Source organism: Pseudomonas flavescens (genome assembly GCF_013408425.1).
Taxonomy (GTDB): Bacteria; Pseudomonadota; Gammaproteobacteria; order Pseudomonadales; family Pseudomonadaceae; genus Aquipseudomonas; species Aquipseudomonas fulva_A.
In genome coordinates this window covers 2,243,874-2,260,548 of the sequence record NZ_JACBYV010000001.1, presented here as the reverse complement: position 1 = coordinate 2,260,548, position 16,675 = coordinate 2,243,874, and the positions used below count along the sequence as shown (strand labels likewise).

Sequence of the window (16,675 nt, the reverse complement as noted above, 5' to 3'; positions counted from 1 at the left end):
CCATGGCCGGCAAGGAACCCGTCAGCGAACTGATTCGCGCCAAGGACCTGGGCAGCGTCAATCGCTGGTCGTTGCCAAGCTTCGACGAGCATGTCGATGTGCCCGAAGAAGAGCAGCCCACCAGCGAGCCGGCTGCCGAGGCTGCGTTGCCGGTGCAGGAGAGCGAAGAGGTCGCCCTCGAGGATGTCAAACCCTTGACGCTCGACGAGCTCGAGGCCATTCGCCAGGACGCCTACAACGAAGGCTTCGCCACCGGCGAGAAGGACGGTTTCCGCGCCGGCCAACTCAAGGCCAAGCAAGAAGCCGACACGGCGCTTGCCGGCAGGGTGAAGGCGCTCGAGCAGGTCATGAGCCAGTTGTTCGAGCCGATCGCCGATCAGGACCAACAGATCGAAGCGGCGCTGGTCACCCTGGTCGGCCAGATCACCCGTGAAGTCATCCAGCGCGAATTGAGCCGCGACTCCAGCCAGATCCGCCAGGTGCTGCGTGAAGCGCTCAAGTTGCTGCCCATGGGCGCAGAGAACATTCGCATTCATCTCAATCCCCAGGATTTCGAACTGGTCAAAGCGCTGCGCGACCGCCATGAGGAAAATTGGCGGATTCTCGAAGACGATGCGCTGCTGCCCGGCGGGTGTCGGGTCGAGAGCGAGCACAGTCGCATCGACGCCAGTGTCGAAACCCGTCTGAGCCAGGCGCTCAAGCAACTCTTCGAACAGCAACGCGAACACGCCACGACGCCTCGATCCGCTGACGTGCACATCGATCTGGATGACGCCAATGCGCCTTGAGCGCATCAGTTTCGCCCGGCGCATGGACGGCTACGGTGACGCCGTGAAGCTGCCGTCCCAGCCGATCGTCGAAGGTCGCCTGCTGCGCATGGTCGGCCTGACCCTCGAAGCCGAAGGGTTGCGAGCTGCGCTGGGCAGCCGCTGCCTGGTCATCAACGACGACAGTTATCACCCCGTGCAGGTGGAGGCCGAGGTGATGGGCTTTTCCTCGGGCAAGATCTACCTGATGCCGGTCGGCAGCCTGGCCGGTATCGCGCCGGGCGCGCGGGTGGTGCCATTGCCGGATACCGGGCGCTTGCCAATGGGCATGTCGATGCTCGGCCGGGTGCTCGATGGCGCTGGCCGTGCCCTCGATGGCAAGGGCGGGATGAAGGCCGAGGACTGGGTGCCAATGGATGGTCCGACCATCAACCCCCTCAAGCGCCATCCGATCAGCGAGCCGCTGGATGTCGGCATTCGCAGCATCAATGGCCTGCTCACCGTCGGTCGCGGCCAGCGGCTCGGCCTGTTCGCCGGTACCGGTGTCGGTAAGTCGGTACTGCTGGGCATGATGACCCGCTTTACCGAAGCCGAGATCATCGTGGTCGGTCTGATCGGCGAGCGGGGTCGCGAGGTGAAGGAATTCATCGACGAGATTCTTGGCGAGGAGGGCATCAAGCGTTCCGTGGTGGTGGCATCGCCTGCCGATGATGCGCCGTTGATGCGCCTGCGCGCCGCCATGTATTGCACGCGCATTGCCGAGTACTTCCGCGACAAGGGCAAGAACGTCCTGCTGCTGATGGATTCCCTGACCCGTTTTGCCCAGGCGCAGCGCGAGATCGCTCTGGCCATCGGTGAGCCGCCAGCCACCAAGGGCTATCCGCCGTCGGTGTTCGCCAAGCTGCCACGCCTGGTCGAGCGTGCCGGTAACGCCGAGGAGGGTGGTGGCTCGATCACCGCGTTCTATACGGTCCTCTCGGAAGGCGATGACCAGCAGGATCCGATCGCCGATGCCGCCCGCGGGGTGCTCGATGGGCACTTCGTGCTGTCGCGGCGTCTGGCCGAGGAGGGGCATTACCCGGCGATCGACATCGAAGCGTCCATCAGCCGGGTCATGCCTCAGGTGGTCAGCCCCGAGCACATGCGCAACGCCCAGCGTTTCAAACAACTGTGGTCGCGTTACCAGCAGAGCCGCGACCTGATCAGCGTGGGCGCCTATGTACCCGGTGGCGATGCCGACACCGACATGGCCATCGCGCGTCAGCCGGTGATGGTGCGCTACTTGCGCCAGAGCCTGGTTGAAAGCGAAAGCCTGGACAGCAGCCGCGACCTGCTGGCCGCGGTTCTGAACCCCACAGCGGCGTCCTAACCGGTGGCAACCAGTCGCGCCGCTCGGCTGGCGCCCGTCGTCGAGATGGCCGAAAAGGCCGAGCGCGAGGCCGCGCTGCAACTCGGACGAGCCCAGGGCATGCTGGGGCAGGCGCAGGGAAAACTGGCCGATCTGGAAAATTACCTGCAGGGCTATCAGCAGCAGTGGATCAATGAGGGGCAGCGGGGCGTGTCCGGTCAGTGGCTGATGAACTATCAGCGCTTTCTTTCCCAGCTCGATGTGGCGATCGCTCAGCAGCAGCAGGCCGTGAGCTGGCACCGTAGCAACCTGGACAAGATGCGTGAGATCTGGCAACAGCGCTATGCTCGTCTGGAAGGATTGCGAAAACTGGTGCAGCGCTATCTGGACGAAGCCCGTCTGGCCGAAGACAAGCGTGAACAGAAGTTGCTCGACGAGCTCGCGCAGCGCATACCTCGACGCGATTATCAGGAATGATGGTTGCCGCTGACGCAGGCTAATGCTAAATCTTCATATGCCGGAATTCAGGCCGCCGGAGAGCGGCCTGGGCAGGGTCAGGAAAAACAGGTGAGACACCGCGCCACGGCTCCGGTCAACAAGGTATAACCTGCTCATAAGGGTAGAGTCGGCCTGGTTGGCTCGCATACGGCGGGCCAGCGGGTTTCCCGGATCTCAAGGAGTGTTTCATGCCCATCACCTCGCTGCCTTCGGAAGACGGGCAAGAGTTGACCATAACGATTCAAGGTCGCTTCGATTTTGGCGTCCATCAGGAGTTTCGTCGTGCTTACGAGCGCGTCGACATTCGTCCGAAACGCTACGCGGTAGATCTCAAGGGGACGACCTACCTCGACAGCTCGGCGCTCGGCATGTTGCTGCTGTTGCGCGATCATGCCGGTGGCGACCGTGCGCAGATTCGTCTGCTCAACTGCAACCCTGACGTGCGCAAGATCCTGTCCATTTCCAATTTCGAACAGCTTTTCCAGATCGTCTGAGGCGCGATGAACGCCTCTCGACTCACCATCCTGATCGCCGAGGACAGCGCCACTGACCGCATGCTGCTGGCGACCATCGTCGGTCGTCAGGGGCACCGGGTGCTGGCTGCCAGCGATGGCCTCGAGGCGGTCGCGCTGTTCGAGTCGCAGCGCCCGCAATTGGTATTGATGGATGCGCTGATGCCGGTCATGGATGGTTTCGAGGCGGCGCGGCGAATCAAGGCCATGGCTGGCGATGCCATGGTGCCGATCATTTTCCTGACCTCCCTCAGTGAAGACGAGGCGTTGGTTCGCTGCCTCGAGGCAGGCGGCGATGACTTTCTCGCCAAGCCCTACAGCCGGGTCATTCTGGAAGCCAAGATCAACGCCATGGATCGCCTGCGTCGCCTGCATCAGGAGGTGTTGCAGCAGCGTGACCTGATCGCCCGCCACAACGAGCACCTGCTCAACGAGCAGCAGGTGGCCAAGGCGGTGTTCGACAAGGTGGCCCACTCCGGGTGTCTGGCAGCCGGCAACATTCGCTACATGCAGTCGCCCTATGCGCTGTTCAACGGCGATCTGCTGCTGGCGGCGTTTCATCCCAGTGGCGACATGCACGTGCTGCTCGGTGACTTCACCGGCCACGGTCTGCCCGCGGCGATCGGCGCGATGCCGTTGGCCGATGTCTTCTACCGCATGACCGGCAAGGGGCATTCACTGGCCGAGATCCTTCACGAGAGCAATGCCAAGCTGCGGCGTATCCTGCCGCGCGGGGTATTCTGCTGTGCCACGGTGTTGAATATCAGCTTTCGCCGTCAGGTGGTCGAGTTCTGGGGCGGCGGCCTGCCGGACGGCTACGTGCTGCGCAAGGGCGGCGAGCGAGTCGCGCTGGTATCACGCCATCTGCCGCTTGGGGTGCTGGAGCCGGACAGTTTTCGCGATGGCTATGAGGCCTATCCGCTGGAATTGGGCGATCGCGTATTCCTGCTCTCCGATGGCGTGCTCGAAGCCCAGAACGAGCATGAAGAGCTGTTTGGCGAGCAACGATTGCTCGACGTACTCGACAACGGTCATCCGCCGTCTGCGTTGTTCGACGACATTCAGCGTGCCCTGCAGCGCTTTCATGGCGAGGCGCGTGACGACGTCAGCCTGGTCGAGGTGACCATGGTCGAGGACAGCACGGTCAATCGACCGCCGCTGACGACCGGCGAATGGCGTGCCGGGCCTGAACAATGGTCGGCGCGTTTCGATTTTCGTGGCCCCACCCTGCGTGACTTCTATCCCTTGCCTTACCTGCTGCAGCTGTTGCTCGAAGTGCCCGGCTTGCGTGGCCATGGCGGCAATCTCTACAGCGTGCTCTGCGAGCTGTACACCAACGCCCTCGAGCATGGCGTATTGGGGCTGGACTCAAGCCTTAAACGCGATGCCGCAGGCTTTTCAGAATACTACCGGCAGCGAGCGGAGCGTCTCGATGACTTGCAGGATGGCTGCGTCAGCATCGCCGTCGACGTCAGTCGCGAGGAGGGCGGCGGGCGTTTGACGCTGACGGTGGAAGATAACGGCAAGGGGTTCGACCCGCTGGCGATACTGGCGCGTCAACATCCCGCCGGAGGGTTGAGCGGGCGTGGCATGAGCCTGGTTCGCGATCTCAGCGAGCGCAGCAGCTGGTCTGCTGACGGACGTCGGGTCACTGTGGAGTTTTCCTGGCCCGCAGAGGCATAATCGCCAATCAATTGATGGCTTCGGCTTGCTGGCGCGAGCCGTTTCGATCTGCTGCGGTGAACTGCCCCCCTGGGCAGGCTTGGAGTTAAGGGTGTCCGACAATCATCTAGACCGCGCCGTGCTGGTTGCCCTGCAGGACATCATGGAGGACGAGTATCCCGTGCTGCTGGATACCTTCGTCGCCGATTCCGACGAGCGCCTGCGCCTGTTGCAGGAGGCCGAGCGCCTGCAGGACGCCCAGGCCATGCGCCATGCTGCACACAGCTTCAAGGGCAGTTGCAGCAATATGGGCGCCAAGGTGCTGGCTGAATCCTGTCGCGAGCTCGAAGAGCTGGCGCGGCGCGGCGACCTCACCGATTCAGCCGAATTGATCGGGCGTGTCGAGCGCGAGTTCGCCATCGTGCGCATTCTGCTCAAGTCGGAACGCCAGCGTTTTTCCACCGATTGAATCTTCCGCTTGAGAGGTTGGCCCGACCCTTGCTTGGTCTCAGGTCACGACAACATTCATGCGGAGAGCATTCATGCCCGTTGCCCCTGATCTGCTGCTGACGCCTACGGCCGTAGCCAAGCCCAAGGCCCCTGCGGCGAACACTGCGCAGAACAAGGCTGAGCCGCGCAAGCAAGAGGCTTCCAGCTTCTCGCAGGTATATGCCAAAGAGCGTCAGGCCAAGGCGGCCGAGCGCCAGGACGATGCCGCCAAAAGCGCACGCGACAGCAAGAACGAGCCGCAGAAAGACGTCAGTAGTCCGGCGCCTACCGCGGAGCAGGCGCCAGCCGTTGCCGAAAGCGGCAAGGACTTGCCTGCCGACCCGGCAAGCGAGGACGCGGCGGTCGATCCGTTGCTGATGCTCGGTCTGTTCGAGCCACAGCCGATCGTCGAGGAGGTCATCGACCCCGCGCTGCAAGCGCAGGTCACTGCAGCCCCGACCAGCCTGATCGGCTCCGCGCCAGCCGCCATGACTGAAGCCAGCTTCGATCCGGAGATCGATGCGCTCAACCAGTTGCCCGCTGTGCGCCTGGCGCTCGATGTCGGCGTGCAGGAAAAGGTGGCCGAGCAGACCGCAACGAGCAACGGCGGGGCGTCGACGTCCTCGTCCGCCAGCAGTGGTCAGGCGTTCGCCAGCGCCATGGCGGCAATGGGCATGAAGACCACGGCTGTCGAGGGCGAAGCCGGCGAAACCGTCGAGCTGCCGCAACTGGAGCTCAGTACCCAGGGCCTGGAGGCGCTCAAGGAGAGTTCGGCCGATACCGCTCCCGAGCAGTTCGTCAGCAAGCTCAGTGCACTGACCCAGGCGATCAACCAGCAGACCTCGCAAGTGGCGCGCGTGCCCACGGTGCCTGGCCACCCGGTCGCCATGCAGCAGGCCGGCTGGAGCGAGGGCGTGGTGGACAAGGTGATGTGGATGTCCAGCCAGAACCTCAAATCCGCCGAGATTCAGCTCGACCCGGCAGAGCTTGGCCGCCTGGACGTGCGTATCAGCCTCAACCAGGACCAGACCCAGATCAGCTTCGCCAGCGCCCACCCGGGTGTGCGTGAGGCGCTCGAAAGTCAGGTGCACCGCCTGCGTGAGATGTTCACTCAGCAGGGCATGAACCTTGCCGACGTGAACGTTTCCGACCAGTCCCAGGGGCGTGCCTGGCAAGGGCAGGGGCAGGACGGTGACAGCCGTGGCCGTGGTGGCCGGCTCGCCGACGACGGCGCTGCCGGTGGCGCCGATGACGAGCGGGTGATCGGCAGCGTGGAGCTGCGTGATCCCGCTCAGGGCGCCGGCCGCGGCATGGTCGATTACTACGCCTGATCGAGGGCCTGGCGATCCTCGCTGGACGATTCCCGGGTAGCGCTGCGCTCGACCCCGGGGTCGATACGTCATCCGGCCCGCCTGTCGCCAAGCGCGAGGCAAACGCTTAAAACCGCTCAGCGTCGGTACTCTGTTCTAGACTTCACCCTGTCCGAGTCTGTCGGTCAGGGTGTTTTCGTTCATGGCCCGATGCCCGGGTCAGCGCTGGCGCTTTCGCGTACCATGGCGCGCGCAGCATTTGCGCCAGAGCTTATGAGCTGGCATAACACTTGCTCTTAACCCTTTGAAAGCGGAAGGTTCTCCGCCTCGTGACGGATTTTTGGCATGGCTAAGAAGAACGCCCCACCCGCTGCGGCTGCCGAAGCAGGCAGCAAGCCGCCAGGCAAGCTGAAGCTCATCATCGCGATCGTCCTGGCGCTGCTGCTCGCCGTGGGGCTGTCGGTCGGTGGTACCTGGTTCTTCCTCAGCAAGGGCGCCGCCAAGGAAGAGGCCTCCCACGAGCAGGCCGAGAATGCCGCGCCGGTCAAACAGCCCGCCATTTATGAAGAATTGACACCCGCGTTCGTGGTCAACTTCACGCAGAACGGCCGCGCTCGCTACATGCAGGTCAGCGTTGCCTTGATGACCCGCGACCAGGCCGGGCTGGATGCTCTCAAGGTGCATATGCCGGTACTGCGCAACAATCTGGTGATGCTGTTCTCCAGTCAGGATTTCGCCACGCTGATCACCCCGGTGGGCAAGGAGATGCTGCGTCAGCAGGCCACGGCCAGCGTGCAGCAACTGGCCGAGAAGGAGACCGGCAAGGTCACCGTCGAGCAGGTGCTGTTCACCAACCTCGTGTTGCAATAGGGCGGGAGTCCGATAATGGCTGTGCAAGACCTGCTATCCCAGGACGAGATCGATGCGCTGTTGCATGGCGTCGACGACGGCATGGTGGAAACCGAGGAGTACGTCGAGCCTGGCAGCGTCAAGCAGTACGACCTGACCAGCCAGGATCGGATCGTGCGCGGGCGCATGCCCACCCTGGAAATGATCAACGAGCGCTTTGCGCGCTACACCCGCATCAGCATGTTCAACCTGCTGCGTCGCTCTGCCGATGTGGCCGTGGGTGGCGTGCAGGTGATGAAGTTCGGCGAATACGTGCACTCGCTGTACGTGCCGACCAGTCTCAATCTGGTGAAGATGAAGCCGCTGCGCGGTACGGGTCTGTTCATTCTCGATGCCAAGCTGGTGTTCAAGCTGGTCGACAACTTCTTCGGCGGCGATGGTCGCCACGCCAAGATCGAGGGGCGTGAGTTCACGCCTACCGAATTGCGCGTGGTACGCATGGTGCTGGACCAGGCCTTCATCGACCTGCGCGAAGCCTGGGCCGCCGTGATGGACATCAACTTCGAATACGTCGGCTCCGAGGTCAACCCGGCACTGGCCAACATCGTCAGCCCCAGCGAAGTCATCGTGGTCTCGACCTTTCACATCGAGCTCGATGGCGGGGGCGGCGACCTGCACATCACCATGCCCTACGCCATGGTCGAGCCGATCCGCGAAATGCTCGATGCCGGCTTCCAGTCCGACGTCGACGATCAGGACGAACGCTGGGTCAAGGCCCTGCGCGAGGACATCCTCGAGGTCAGTGTGCCGCTCAGCGCCACGGTCGCAAGGCGTCAGCTCAAGGTACGCGACATCCTGCACATGCAGCCGGGCGACGTGATTCCCGTCGAGCTGCCGGAGCACATGATCCTGCGCGCCAATGGCGTGCCGTCCTTCAAGGTCAAGCTCGGTTCGCACAAGGGCAATCTGTCGCTGCAGGTGCTCGACCCGATCGAGCGTCACCGCTAGCCCCATTTTCGCCATGCGCCGAGCGCGTGGCCCAACCGATAAACGCCAGCCGAGGTTGAACGATGGCAGACGAGAACGAAAACACCACGCCAGAGGAACAGGCGCTCGCCGATGAATGGGCTGCGGCCTTGGCCGAGTCCGGTGATGCCGAAGGGCAGGACGACATCGATGCCATGCTGGCCGCCAGCGTGCCGAGCCAACCGGCTGCCCCGCGGGCGCCCATGGAAGAGTTCGGCAGCATGCCCAAGGCCAACAACCCGGTCAGCCTGGACGGCCCGAACCTCGACGTGATCCTCGATATCCCCGTGTCCATTTCCATGGAAGTGGGCAATGCCGATATCACCATCCGTAACCTGCTGCAGCTCAATCAGGGCTCGGTGATCGAGCTCGATCGCCTCGCCGGTGAGCCGCTCGACGTGCTGGTCAACGGCACGCTGATCGCCCATGGCGAAGTGGTGGTGGTCAACGAAAAGTTCGGCATCCGCCTGACCGACGTGATCAGCCCAAGCGAACGCATCAAGAAGCTGCGCTAGAGATCATGAATAGAATCCTGCTCGTTCTTCTCGCCCTGCCACTCTCCGTACTGGCCGCCGAACCCGCAGCCCAGGCGCCGGTGGCAGGCAGCGGTATCGGTGGCCAACTGGTGCAGCTGGTGATTGGCCTGTTGCTGGTCATCGGCCTGATCTTCCTGCTTGCCTGGATGATGCGCCGTGTACAGCGTCTCGGGCCAAGCGGCGGCAAGGTGATCAAGATCGTCGCCACCCAGGCGCTGAGCCCCCGTGATCGACTGGTGCTGGTACAGGTGGGCAACGAGCAGATATTGCTGGGCATGACCCCGGGGCGGATCAATCAGTTGCACGTGATGAGCGAGCCGGTTCATCTGCCCGATGCCGAGCCTGCTTCGACGGAGTTCGCCCAGCGCCTCATGGAGCTGCTGGGCAAGGACCAGAAGGACAAGTCCTGATGCTGCGCCTTCTGCTTGTGCTGGTGTTCACCCTGGGCGCCTCGCTGGCTTTCGCCCAGGAGCCGCCTGGCGGCAGTTCGCTGATCCAGCAGGGCAACAACCCGCTGTCGATTCCGGCGATCACCCTGAGCACCGACGCCGAGGGTCAGCAGGAATATTCGGTGAGTCTGCAGATCCTGCTGATCATGACCGCGCTGAGCTTCATCCCGGCGTTCGTCATGCTGATGACCAGTTTCACGCGGATCATCATCGTGTTTTCCATCCTGCGTCAGGCCCTGGGCCTGCAGCAGACGCCCTCCAACCAGATTCTCATCGGTCTGGCGCTGTTTCTGACCATGTTCATCATGGCGCCGGTGTTCGACCAGATCAATCGCGAGGCGCTGCAGCCCTACCTGAGCGAGCAACTGCCTGCGCAGCAGGCGATCGAGCGGGCGGAGGTGCCGATCAAGAACTTCATGCTGGCGCAGACCCGGGAGAGCGATCTGGAGCTGTTCGTGCGCCTCTCCAAGCGTACCGACATCGCCACGCCCGAACAGGCGCCGCTGACCATTCTGGTGCCGGCGTTCGTGACCTCCGAGCTGAAGACCGCCTTCCAGATCGGTTTCATGATCTTCATCCCGTTCCTGATCATCGACATGGTGGTGGCGAGCATCCTCATGGCCATGGGTATGATGATGTTGTCGCCGCTGATCATTTCGCTGCCCTTCAAGATCATGCTGTTCGTGCTGATCGACGGCTGGGCGCTGATCATGGGTACGCTGGCCAGCAGTTTCGGCACTTTATAGCGAGGCTCACATGACCCCTGAAGTCGCTGTCGACCTGTTCCGAGAAGGGCTCTGGCTGATCTGCCTGATGGTCGGCCTGCTGGTCATGCCCAGCCTGCTGGTGGGCTTGCTGGTGGCCATGTTCCAGGCCGCTACGCAGATCAACGAACAGACCCTGAGCTTCCTGCCGCGCCTGCTGGTGATGCTGCTGACGCTGATCGTCGGCGGGCCGTGGATGGTGCGTGAGCTGATGGAATACACGCAGAACCTGATCATGAACATTCCGCAGCTGATCGGCTGAGTGCGATGTTCGAGCTGAGCGATGCGCAGATAGGCAGCTGGGTCAGCAGTTTCGTGCTGCCGCTGTTTCGCATCGCCGCCTTGCTGATGGTGATGCCGATCTTCGGGACCCAGTTGGTGCCGACGCGGGTGCGCCTGTATCTGTCGCTGGCCATCAGCGTGGTGCTGGTGCCTACCTTGCCACCGATGCCGCAGGTGGACTCCATCAGCCTGCAGGCTTTCATGCTCATCGCCCAGGAAATTCTCATCGGGGTGATGCTCGGTTTCGTGCTGCAGCTGTTCTTCCATGTCTTCGTGGTCGCCGGGCAGATCCTGGCGATGCAGATGGGCCTGGGCTTCGCGTCCATGGTCGATCCGGCCAACGGTATTTCGGTACCGGTGATCGGTCAGTACTTCACCATGCTGGTGACCCTGTTGTTTCTGGCCATGAACGGCCATCTGGTGGTGTTCGAGGTGCTCGCCGAGAGTTTCGTGACGCTGCCCCCAGGTTCCGGCCTGCAGGTCGAGCATTACTGGGAGGTGGCGACCAAGCTCGGCTGGGTGATGGGAGCGGCATTGATTCTGGTGCTGCCGGCGGTCACCGCCTTGCTGGTGGTCAACATCGCCTTTGGCGTGATGACCCGGGCGGCTCCGCAGCTGAACATCTTTTCCATCGGCTTTCCGCTGACGCTGGTGCTGGGCATGATCATCGTCTGGATTTCCCTGGCCGATATCCTTTCGCACTATCAGGGCCTGGCGTCCGAGGCGCTGATCATGCTGCGTGAACTGGCGAGGGCGAACTGATGGCCGAATCGGAAAGCGGTGCCGATAAAAGCGAGGAACCCACGGAGAAACGTCGCCGGGAGTCTCGCGACAAAGGTCAGATCGCGCGTTCGCGCGAGCTCAACACCTTCGCCATCATGCTCGCCGGCACCGGCGGCCTGCTGGCGACCGGCGGAGCTGTCGGCAACGCCATGCTGGAGATCATGCGCGGCAATTTCGCGCTGTCACGCGAGGTGCTGATGGACGAGCGCAGCATGGCGCTGTGGCTGGCGGCTTCGGGGAAGATGGCCCTGGATGCGCTGATGCCGCTGTTCATCGTCCTGCTTATCGCTTCCATCGTCGGTCCCATCTGTCTGGGTGGCTGGCTGTTCTCGGCCAAGGCCATGGCCCCCAAGTTCAGCCGCATGAACCCGCTGGCCGGGCTAAAGCGCATGTTTTCGATGAAAGCGCTGATCGAGCTGCTCAAGGCATTGGCCAAGTTCCTGCTGATTCTGATGGTGGCGCTGGTGGTGCTGTCGATGGATCGCGACGACCTGCTGGCGATCGCCAACGAGCCGGTCGAGTCGGCCATCATGCACTCGGCGGAGGTGGTGGGCTGGAGTGCGCTGTGGATGTCCCTCGGGCTGATCCTGATCGCGGCCGTCGATGTGCCGTTCCAGCTCTGGGACAACAAGCAGAAGCTGATGATGACCAAGCAGGAGGTCAGGGACGAGTACAAGGACAGCGAGGGCAAGCCCGAGGTCAAGCAACGGATTCGTCAACTGCAGCACGAAATGACGCAGCGCCGCATGATGCAGGCTGTCCCACAGGCCGACGTGGTCATCACCAACCCGACCCACTTCGCCGTGGCCTTGAAATACGACCCGGAGAAGGGCCAGGCGCCCATGTTGCTCGCCAAGGGCAGTGACTTCACCGCCTTGAAGATCCGCGAGATCGCCCAGGAGCACAAGGTCATGCTGCTGGAGTCGCCTGCGCTGGCGCGTTCGATCTATCACACCACCGAGCTCGATCAGGAAATCCCCGCGGGGCTGTATCTGGCAGTCGCTCAGGTGCTCGCTTACGTCTATCAGATCCGGCAGTACCAGGCTGGCAAGGGCAAGCGTCCGGTGCCGCTGAAGGACCTGCCCATCCCGCCGGATCTGCGGCGCGACGAGTAAGCGCACACCACGAGCCACGGCTCGCGATGTGCGCCAGTGCAGTTACTTGATGACGCCACAGGCGACGCGAGCACCACCGCCGCCCAGCGGTTTCGGATGGTCGGCATGGTTGTCGCCGCCGGCATGCACCATCAGCGCCAGGTTCTTCAGCTCGTCCACGCTCTTGATGCGGGGTGCCAGCACGGGCTGGTTGGCCTTGCCATCGGCGGTGACCAGCAGGGCAGGGAGGTCGCCGAGGTGGCCGTCACCCCAGGGTAAGCCATGTTTGCCGGTGTTCTGCGGGTCCCAGTGGCCGCCAGCGGCTTCGGCAGCTGACGGCTGGCCGTCCTTGGGTGCCGGATCGCAGCTGGGCTTGCCGTGCACGTGGAAGCCGTGCACGCCGGGTTCCAGGTCATGCAGTTCGGGGGTGAAAACCACGCCGTAGGGGCTCTGGCTGATCACCACCTTGCCCACCGAGCTGCCGACGCCCTTGGCGTCCACGGCGTTGAGGTCGACCGTCAGGTCGGCGGCCTGCAGGCTTGCAGCGCAGCAACTGGCCAATGCGGCCATCATCCAGCGTTTCATACGTGACTCCTCGAGGATGGAAAAACGGGGGGCGAAACCACCGCCCACAGGGTGTGGACTCGTGTTTGCCGGCGGGGTTCGTGTTTTCGTCTCGCCTCGGTGCCGCTCACGGCACTCGTCATGGGCCTCGTAGCCCAGTCATTTCGCGCTTTTCGAAGAGTTGGAAAGGTTCTTGCAAACACCGGCAGCGAGGGCGTTCAGGCGTCAAAAGATTGAATAAGCCGGGGTAACCAAGTGGCAGTAGATCGCGCACAAATGATTGGCGACGTTCGCAGCAACCTTTCCGGGTTGCGCAACGGCAATCTCGGCATCCCGCTGTTGCTGCTGGTCATGCTCGCCATGGTCATGCTGCCGATTCCGCCGTTCCTGCTGGACGTGCTGTTCACCTTCAGCATCGCCTTGTCGATCGTCGTCCTGCTGGTGGCGATCTACGCGCTGCGGCCGCTCGACTTCGCGGTGTTCCCGACCATCCTGCTGGCCGCGACCCTGCTGCGCCTGGCGCTCAACGTCGCCTCCACGCGTGTCGTGCTGCTGCACGGCCAGGATGGCCATGACGCTGCCGGTAAGGTGATTCAGGCCTTCGGTGAAGTGGTGATCGGCGGTAACTACGTGGTCGGTATCGTGGTGTTCGCGATCCTCATGATCATCAACTTCGTGGTGGTCACCAAGGGTGCGGGGCGTATCTCCGAAGTGAGCGCGCGTTTCACCCTGGACGCCATGCCCGGCAAACAGATGGCCATCGACGCCGACCTCAACGCCGGCCTCATCGATCAGGTCGAAGCCAAGAAGCGCCGTACCGAAGTCGCTCAGGAAGCCGATTTCTACGGCTCCATGGACGGTGCCAGCAAGTTCGTTCGCGGTGACGCCGTCGCCGGCCTGCTGATCCTGTTCATCAACCTGATCGGTGGCATGGCCATCGGCATGCTGCAGCACGGCCTGAGTTTCGGCGAAGCCGGCCGCATCTACACCCTGCTGACCATCGGTGACGGCCTGGTGGCGCAGATCCCGTCGCTGCTGCTGTCCACCGCTGCCGCGATCATGGTGACCCGGGTTTCCAGCTCCGAAGACATGGGTGCCCAGGTCAACCGTCAGATGTTCGCTTCGCCCCGTGCGCTGGCGGTGTCCGCGGCCATCATGATCGCCATGGGCCTGGTACCCGGCATGCCGCACATGTCCTTCATCAGCCTGGGCCTGGTGGCTGCCGGTGCCGCCTACTGGATCGCCAACAAGCAGCGCAAGACCAAGGAAGCCGAAGTTCAGGAAGTGCAGCGCCAGCAGGAGTTGCTGCCCGCGCAGCGTGCTCAGGAAGTGAAGGAGCTGGGCTGGGATGACGTGATGCCGGTTGACATGGTCGGCCTGGAAGTCGGTTACCGGCTGATTCCGCTGGTCGACCGCAACCAGGGCGGGCAACTGCTGGCGCGGATCAAAGGCGTACGCAAGAAGCTCTCTCAGGAGATGGGCTTCCTGATGCCGTCCGTGCATATTCGCGACAACCTGGATCTGCAGCCCAACGCTTATCGCCTGACCCTGATGGGGGTGAGCGTCGCCGAGGCCGAGGTGTATCCGGATCGCGAGCTGGCGATCAACCCGGGTCAGGTGTTCGGCACGCTCAATGGCGTCGCCGCCAAAGATCCGGCGTTCGGCCTGGAGGCCGTCTGGATCGATCCCGGTCAGCGTGATCAGGCGCAGTCGCTCGGTTACACCGTGGTGGATGCCAGTACCGTGGTCGCCACGCACCTCAATCAGATTCTGCACAAGCATGCCCACGAGCTGCTGGGCCACGAGGAAGTCCAGCAATTGATGCAGTTGCTGGCGAAAAGCTCGCCAAAACTGGCAGAAGAGCTGGTTCCTGGCCTGATCTCGCTGTCGACCCTGCTCAAGGTGCTGCAGGCGCTGCTGCAGGAGCAGGTGCCGGTGCGCGACATCCGTACCATTGCCGAAGCCATCGCCAACGTCGCGCCACGGAGTCAAGATCCCGCCGCCATGGTGGCCGCAGTACGTGTCTCGCTGGCCCGTGCAATCGTGCAAAACATCGTGGGACTAGAGCCGGAGCTGCCTGTGATCACCCTTGAGCCAAGGTTGGAACAGATATTGCTAAATAGTCTTCAGAAGGCCGGTCAAGGCTCCGAGGATGGCATCCTCCTGGAGCCTGGCATGGCCGAGAAGCTGCAACGTTCCCTGGTGGAAGCAGCGCAGCGTCAGGAGATGCTTGGCAAGCCGGTGATTCTGCTGGCAGCCGGGCCGGTTCGGGGAATGCTCTCGCGTTTCGCCCGGTTGGCCGTCCCGAGCATGCATGTTCTGGCGTACCAGGAAATTCCGGACAACAAGCAGGTCACCATCGTTGCGACGGTGGGGCAGAACTAATCGAGGGTACGGGCCATGCAGGTCAAACGCTTTTTTGCCGCCGATATGCGCCAAGCCATGAAGCTGGTTCGTGATGAGCTGGGCGCTGATGCGACCATCATCGGTAACCGCCGAGTAGCGGGTGGCGTGGAATTGACGGCCGCGCTCGATTATCAGGTTGCGCCCCCACCGGCGCGACAAGCCAACCCGGCGCTGGAGGCCGAGCTGCGCAAGACTCAGTCGCGCATCGCTTCCGCCCAGGCCGAACTGACCACCCGTGCGCAGCTCGATGCCGGCAAGGATCGTCAGATGTTCGCCGAAGCGCCTGCTGCCGCGCCAGCCGACAGCCTGGACGCGGTACTCGAGCGTCAGCAGAAGAAGCCGGTCTCGGCTTCGGTCGATCAGTCTGCCCTGGAGTCCATGCGCTCCGAATTGCATGGTCTGCGTGAGTTGATCGAAATGCAGATGGGCTCCATGGCCTGGGGCCAGCTGCAGGCTCGTCGACCGCAACAGGCCACGCTGTGGCGTCGCCTGCAACGGATGGGCCTGCCTGGTGAACTGGCGCGTACGCTGCTCGATCGCGTTGCCTCGCTGAGCGATCAGCGTCAGGCCTGGCGCATGGTGCTTGCGCACCTTGCCCACTCGATTCAGACGCCCAAGCAGGAGCCGATGGAAGAGGGCGGCGTGATCGCTCTGGTTGGCCCGGCCGGCATGGGCAAGACCACCACCCTGGCCAAGCTCGCAGCGCGCTACGTACTCAAGTACGGCGCCACGAACATCGCTCTGGTGAGCATGGACAGTTACCGCATCGGTGCCCAGGAGCAGCTCAAGACCCTTGGCCGTATCCTTGGCGTATCCGTGACCCACGTCGATCCTGGTCAGTCACTGACTCAGGCGCTGGCACCGCTGGTGCGCAAGCGCGTGGTACTGATCGACACCGCCGGCTTGCCGGCCAACGATCCGGCGCTGCGCATGCAGTTGGAGACGCTGGCGAGCCGCGGTGTCAACGCGCGCAATTACCTGGTGCTGGCGGCTACCAGCCAGGCGCAGGTGCTCAAGGCGGCCTACCACAGCTACAAGCGCTGTGGGCTGGCTGGCTGCATTCTGAGTAAACTGGACGAAGCGACCAGCATGGGCGAGGTATTGGGTCTGGCTATTAGCCACCGTCTACCGGTAGCCTATCTGGCAGATGGTCCGCGGATCCCGGACGACGTTCATGTGCCGCGCAGTCATCAGCTGGTCAGCCGTGCCGTTGGCCTGCAGGCCCCGGATGAGCCGAGCGAAGACACGATGGCCGACATGTTCGCCGGGTTGTACCAGGACCCGGCACGACGTGCAGGATGAACAGGCAGGTGTGGCGAAGTGCTGGTTGTGCTCG

The 16,675-nt window shown here is 63.1% G+C and carries 18 protein-coding genes; 17 read left to right on the top strand and 1 reads right to left on the bottom strand.

The window, feature by feature from the left end; all coding sequences use genetic code 11:
• Window positions 1-2: 2 nt before the first annotated feature.
• The 15 genes from fliH to flhB all read left to right on the top strand — a co-directional run bounded on the left by fliH (window position 3) and on the right by flhB (window position 12,390).
• Complete coding sequence (gene fliH, locus FHR27_RS09940; protein ID WP_179538481.1) at window positions 3-788, top strand: flagellar assembly protein FliH; 786 nt, start codon at window positions 3-5, stop codon at window positions 786-788.
• Window positions 778-2,136 (top strand): flagellar protein export ATPase FliI, encoded by a 1,359-nt coding sequence (fliI, locus tag FHR27_RS09935; RefSeq protein WP_042555784.1) that lies wholly within the window; start codon window positions 778-780, stop codon window positions 2,134-2,136. The genes fliH and fliI overlap by 11 nt, the downstream gene beginning before the upstream one ends.
• A gap of 3 nt (window positions 2,137-2,139) precedes the next feature.
• Window positions 2,140-2,592: a flagellar export protein FliJ gene (fliJ, locus tag FHR27_RS09930; protein WP_042555785.1), complete on the top strand. Its 453-nt coding sequence runs from the start codon at window positions 2,140-2,142 to the stop codon at window positions 2,590-2,592.
• Between the two features lie 209 nt (window positions 2,593-2,801).
• Complete coding sequence (locus FHR27_RS09925) at window positions 2,802-3,107, top strand: STAS domain-containing protein (RefSeq protein WP_042555786.1); 306 nt, start codon at window positions 2,802-2,804, stop codon at window positions 3,105-3,107.
• A 6-nt stretch (window positions 3,108-3,113) separates the two neighbouring features.
• Window positions 3,114-4,808 carry a fused response regulator/phosphatase gene (locus FHR27_RS09920; protein ID WP_179538480.1) on the top strand — a complete coding sequence of 565 codons (1,695 nt, stop codon included), beginning with the start codon at window positions 3,114-3,116 and terminating at the stop codon, window positions 4,806-4,808.
• 91 nt (window positions 4,809-4,899) lie between these two features.
• Window positions 4,900-5,256 carry an Hpt domain-containing protein gene (locus FHR27_RS09915; protein ID WP_042555788.1) on the top strand — a complete coding sequence of 119 codons (357 nt, stop codon included), beginning with the start codon at window positions 4,900-4,902 and terminating at the stop codon, window positions 5,254-5,256.
• 73 nt (window positions 5,257-5,329) lie between these two features.
• A complete protein-coding gene (locus FHR27_RS09910) occupies window positions 5,330-6,607 on the top strand; it encodes a flagellar hook-length control protein FliK (protein WP_042555789.1) in 1,278 nt (425 codons plus the stop codon).
• A gap of 324 nt (window positions 6,608-6,931) precedes the next feature.
• Entirely contained in the window at window positions 6,932-7,456 is a 525-nt protein-coding gene (gene fliL, locus FHR27_RS09905) for a flagellar basal body-associated protein FliL (protein WP_042555790.1), read from the top strand.
• 15 nt (window positions 7,457-7,471) lie between these two features.
• Window positions 7,472-8,443: a flagellar motor switch protein FliM gene (gene fliM / locus FHR27_RS09900; protein WP_042555791.1), complete on the top strand. Its 972-nt coding sequence runs from the start codon at window positions 7,472-7,474 to the stop codon at window positions 8,441-8,443.
• A 62-nt stretch (window positions 8,444-8,505) separates the two neighbouring features.
• Window positions 8,506-8,976, top strand: a complete 471-nt coding sequence (gene fliN / locus FHR27_RS09895; protein ID WP_042555792.1) for a flagellar motor switch protein FliN — start codon at window positions 8,506-8,508, stop codon at window positions 8,974-8,976.
• 5 nt (window positions 8,977-8,981) lie between these two features.
• Window positions 8,982-9,407 carry a flagellar biosynthetic protein FliO gene (fliO, locus tag FHR27_RS09890; RefSeq protein WP_042555793.1) on the top strand — a complete coding sequence of 142 codons (426 nt, stop codon included), beginning with the start codon at window positions 8,982-8,984 and terminating at the stop codon, window positions 9,405-9,407.
• Window positions 9,407-10,192 (top strand): flagellar type III secretion system pore protein FliP, encoded by a 786-nt coding sequence (fliP, locus tag FHR27_RS09885; RefSeq protein WP_042555794.1) that lies wholly within the window; start codon window positions 9,407-9,409, stop codon window positions 10,190-10,192. Before fliO ends, fliP begins: the two co-directional genes overlap by 1 nt.
• A 10-nt stretch (window positions 10,193-10,202) precedes the next feature.
• Complete coding sequence (gene fliQ / locus FHR27_RS09880; protein ID WP_042555795.1) at window positions 10,203-10,472, top strand: flagellar biosynthesis protein FliQ; 270 nt, start codon at window positions 10,203-10,205, stop codon at window positions 10,470-10,472.
• Window positions 10,473-10,477: 5 nt separating this feature from the next.
• Entirely contained in the window at window positions 10,478-11,254 is a 777-nt protein-coding gene (gene fliR, locus FHR27_RS09875) for a flagellar biosynthetic protein FliR (RefSeq protein WP_042555796.1), read from the top strand.
• The gene (gene flhB / locus FHR27_RS09870) at window positions 11,254-12,390 is read left to right on the top strand and encodes a flagellar biosynthesis protein FlhB (protein WP_042555797.1); all 1,137 of its coding nucleotides are present in this window, start codon (window positions 11,254-11,256) and stop codon (window positions 12,388-12,390) included. Before fliR ends, flhB begins: the two co-directional genes overlap by 1 nt.
• A gap of 42 nt (window positions 12,391-12,432) precedes the next feature.
• Here flhB and sodC read toward each other — a convergent pair whose 3' ends face one another.
• Window positions 12,433-12,954 carry a superoxide dismutase family protein gene (gene sodC / locus FHR27_RS09865; protein WP_042555798.1) on the bottom strand — a complete coding sequence of 174 codons (522 nt, stop codon included), beginning with the start codon at window positions 12,952-12,954 and terminating at the stop codon, window positions 12,433-12,435.
• Window positions 12,955-13,209: 255 nt separating this feature from the next.
• Here sodC and flhA point away from each other — a divergent pair, with 255 nt between their 5' ends.
• Window positions 13,210-15,318: a flagellar biosynthesis protein FlhA gene (gene flhA / locus FHR27_RS09860; protein ID WP_042555799.1), complete on the top strand. Its 2,109-nt coding sequence runs from the start codon at window positions 13,210-13,212 to the stop codon at window positions 15,316-15,318.
• Window positions 15,319-15,333: 15 nt separating this feature from the next.
• Complete coding sequence (gene flhF / locus FHR27_RS09855) at window positions 15,334-16,641, top strand: flagellar biosynthesis protein FlhF (protein WP_179538479.1); 1,308 nt, start codon at window positions 15,334-15,336, stop codon at window positions 16,639-16,641.
• Window positions 16,642-16,675: the final 34 nt, after the last annotated feature.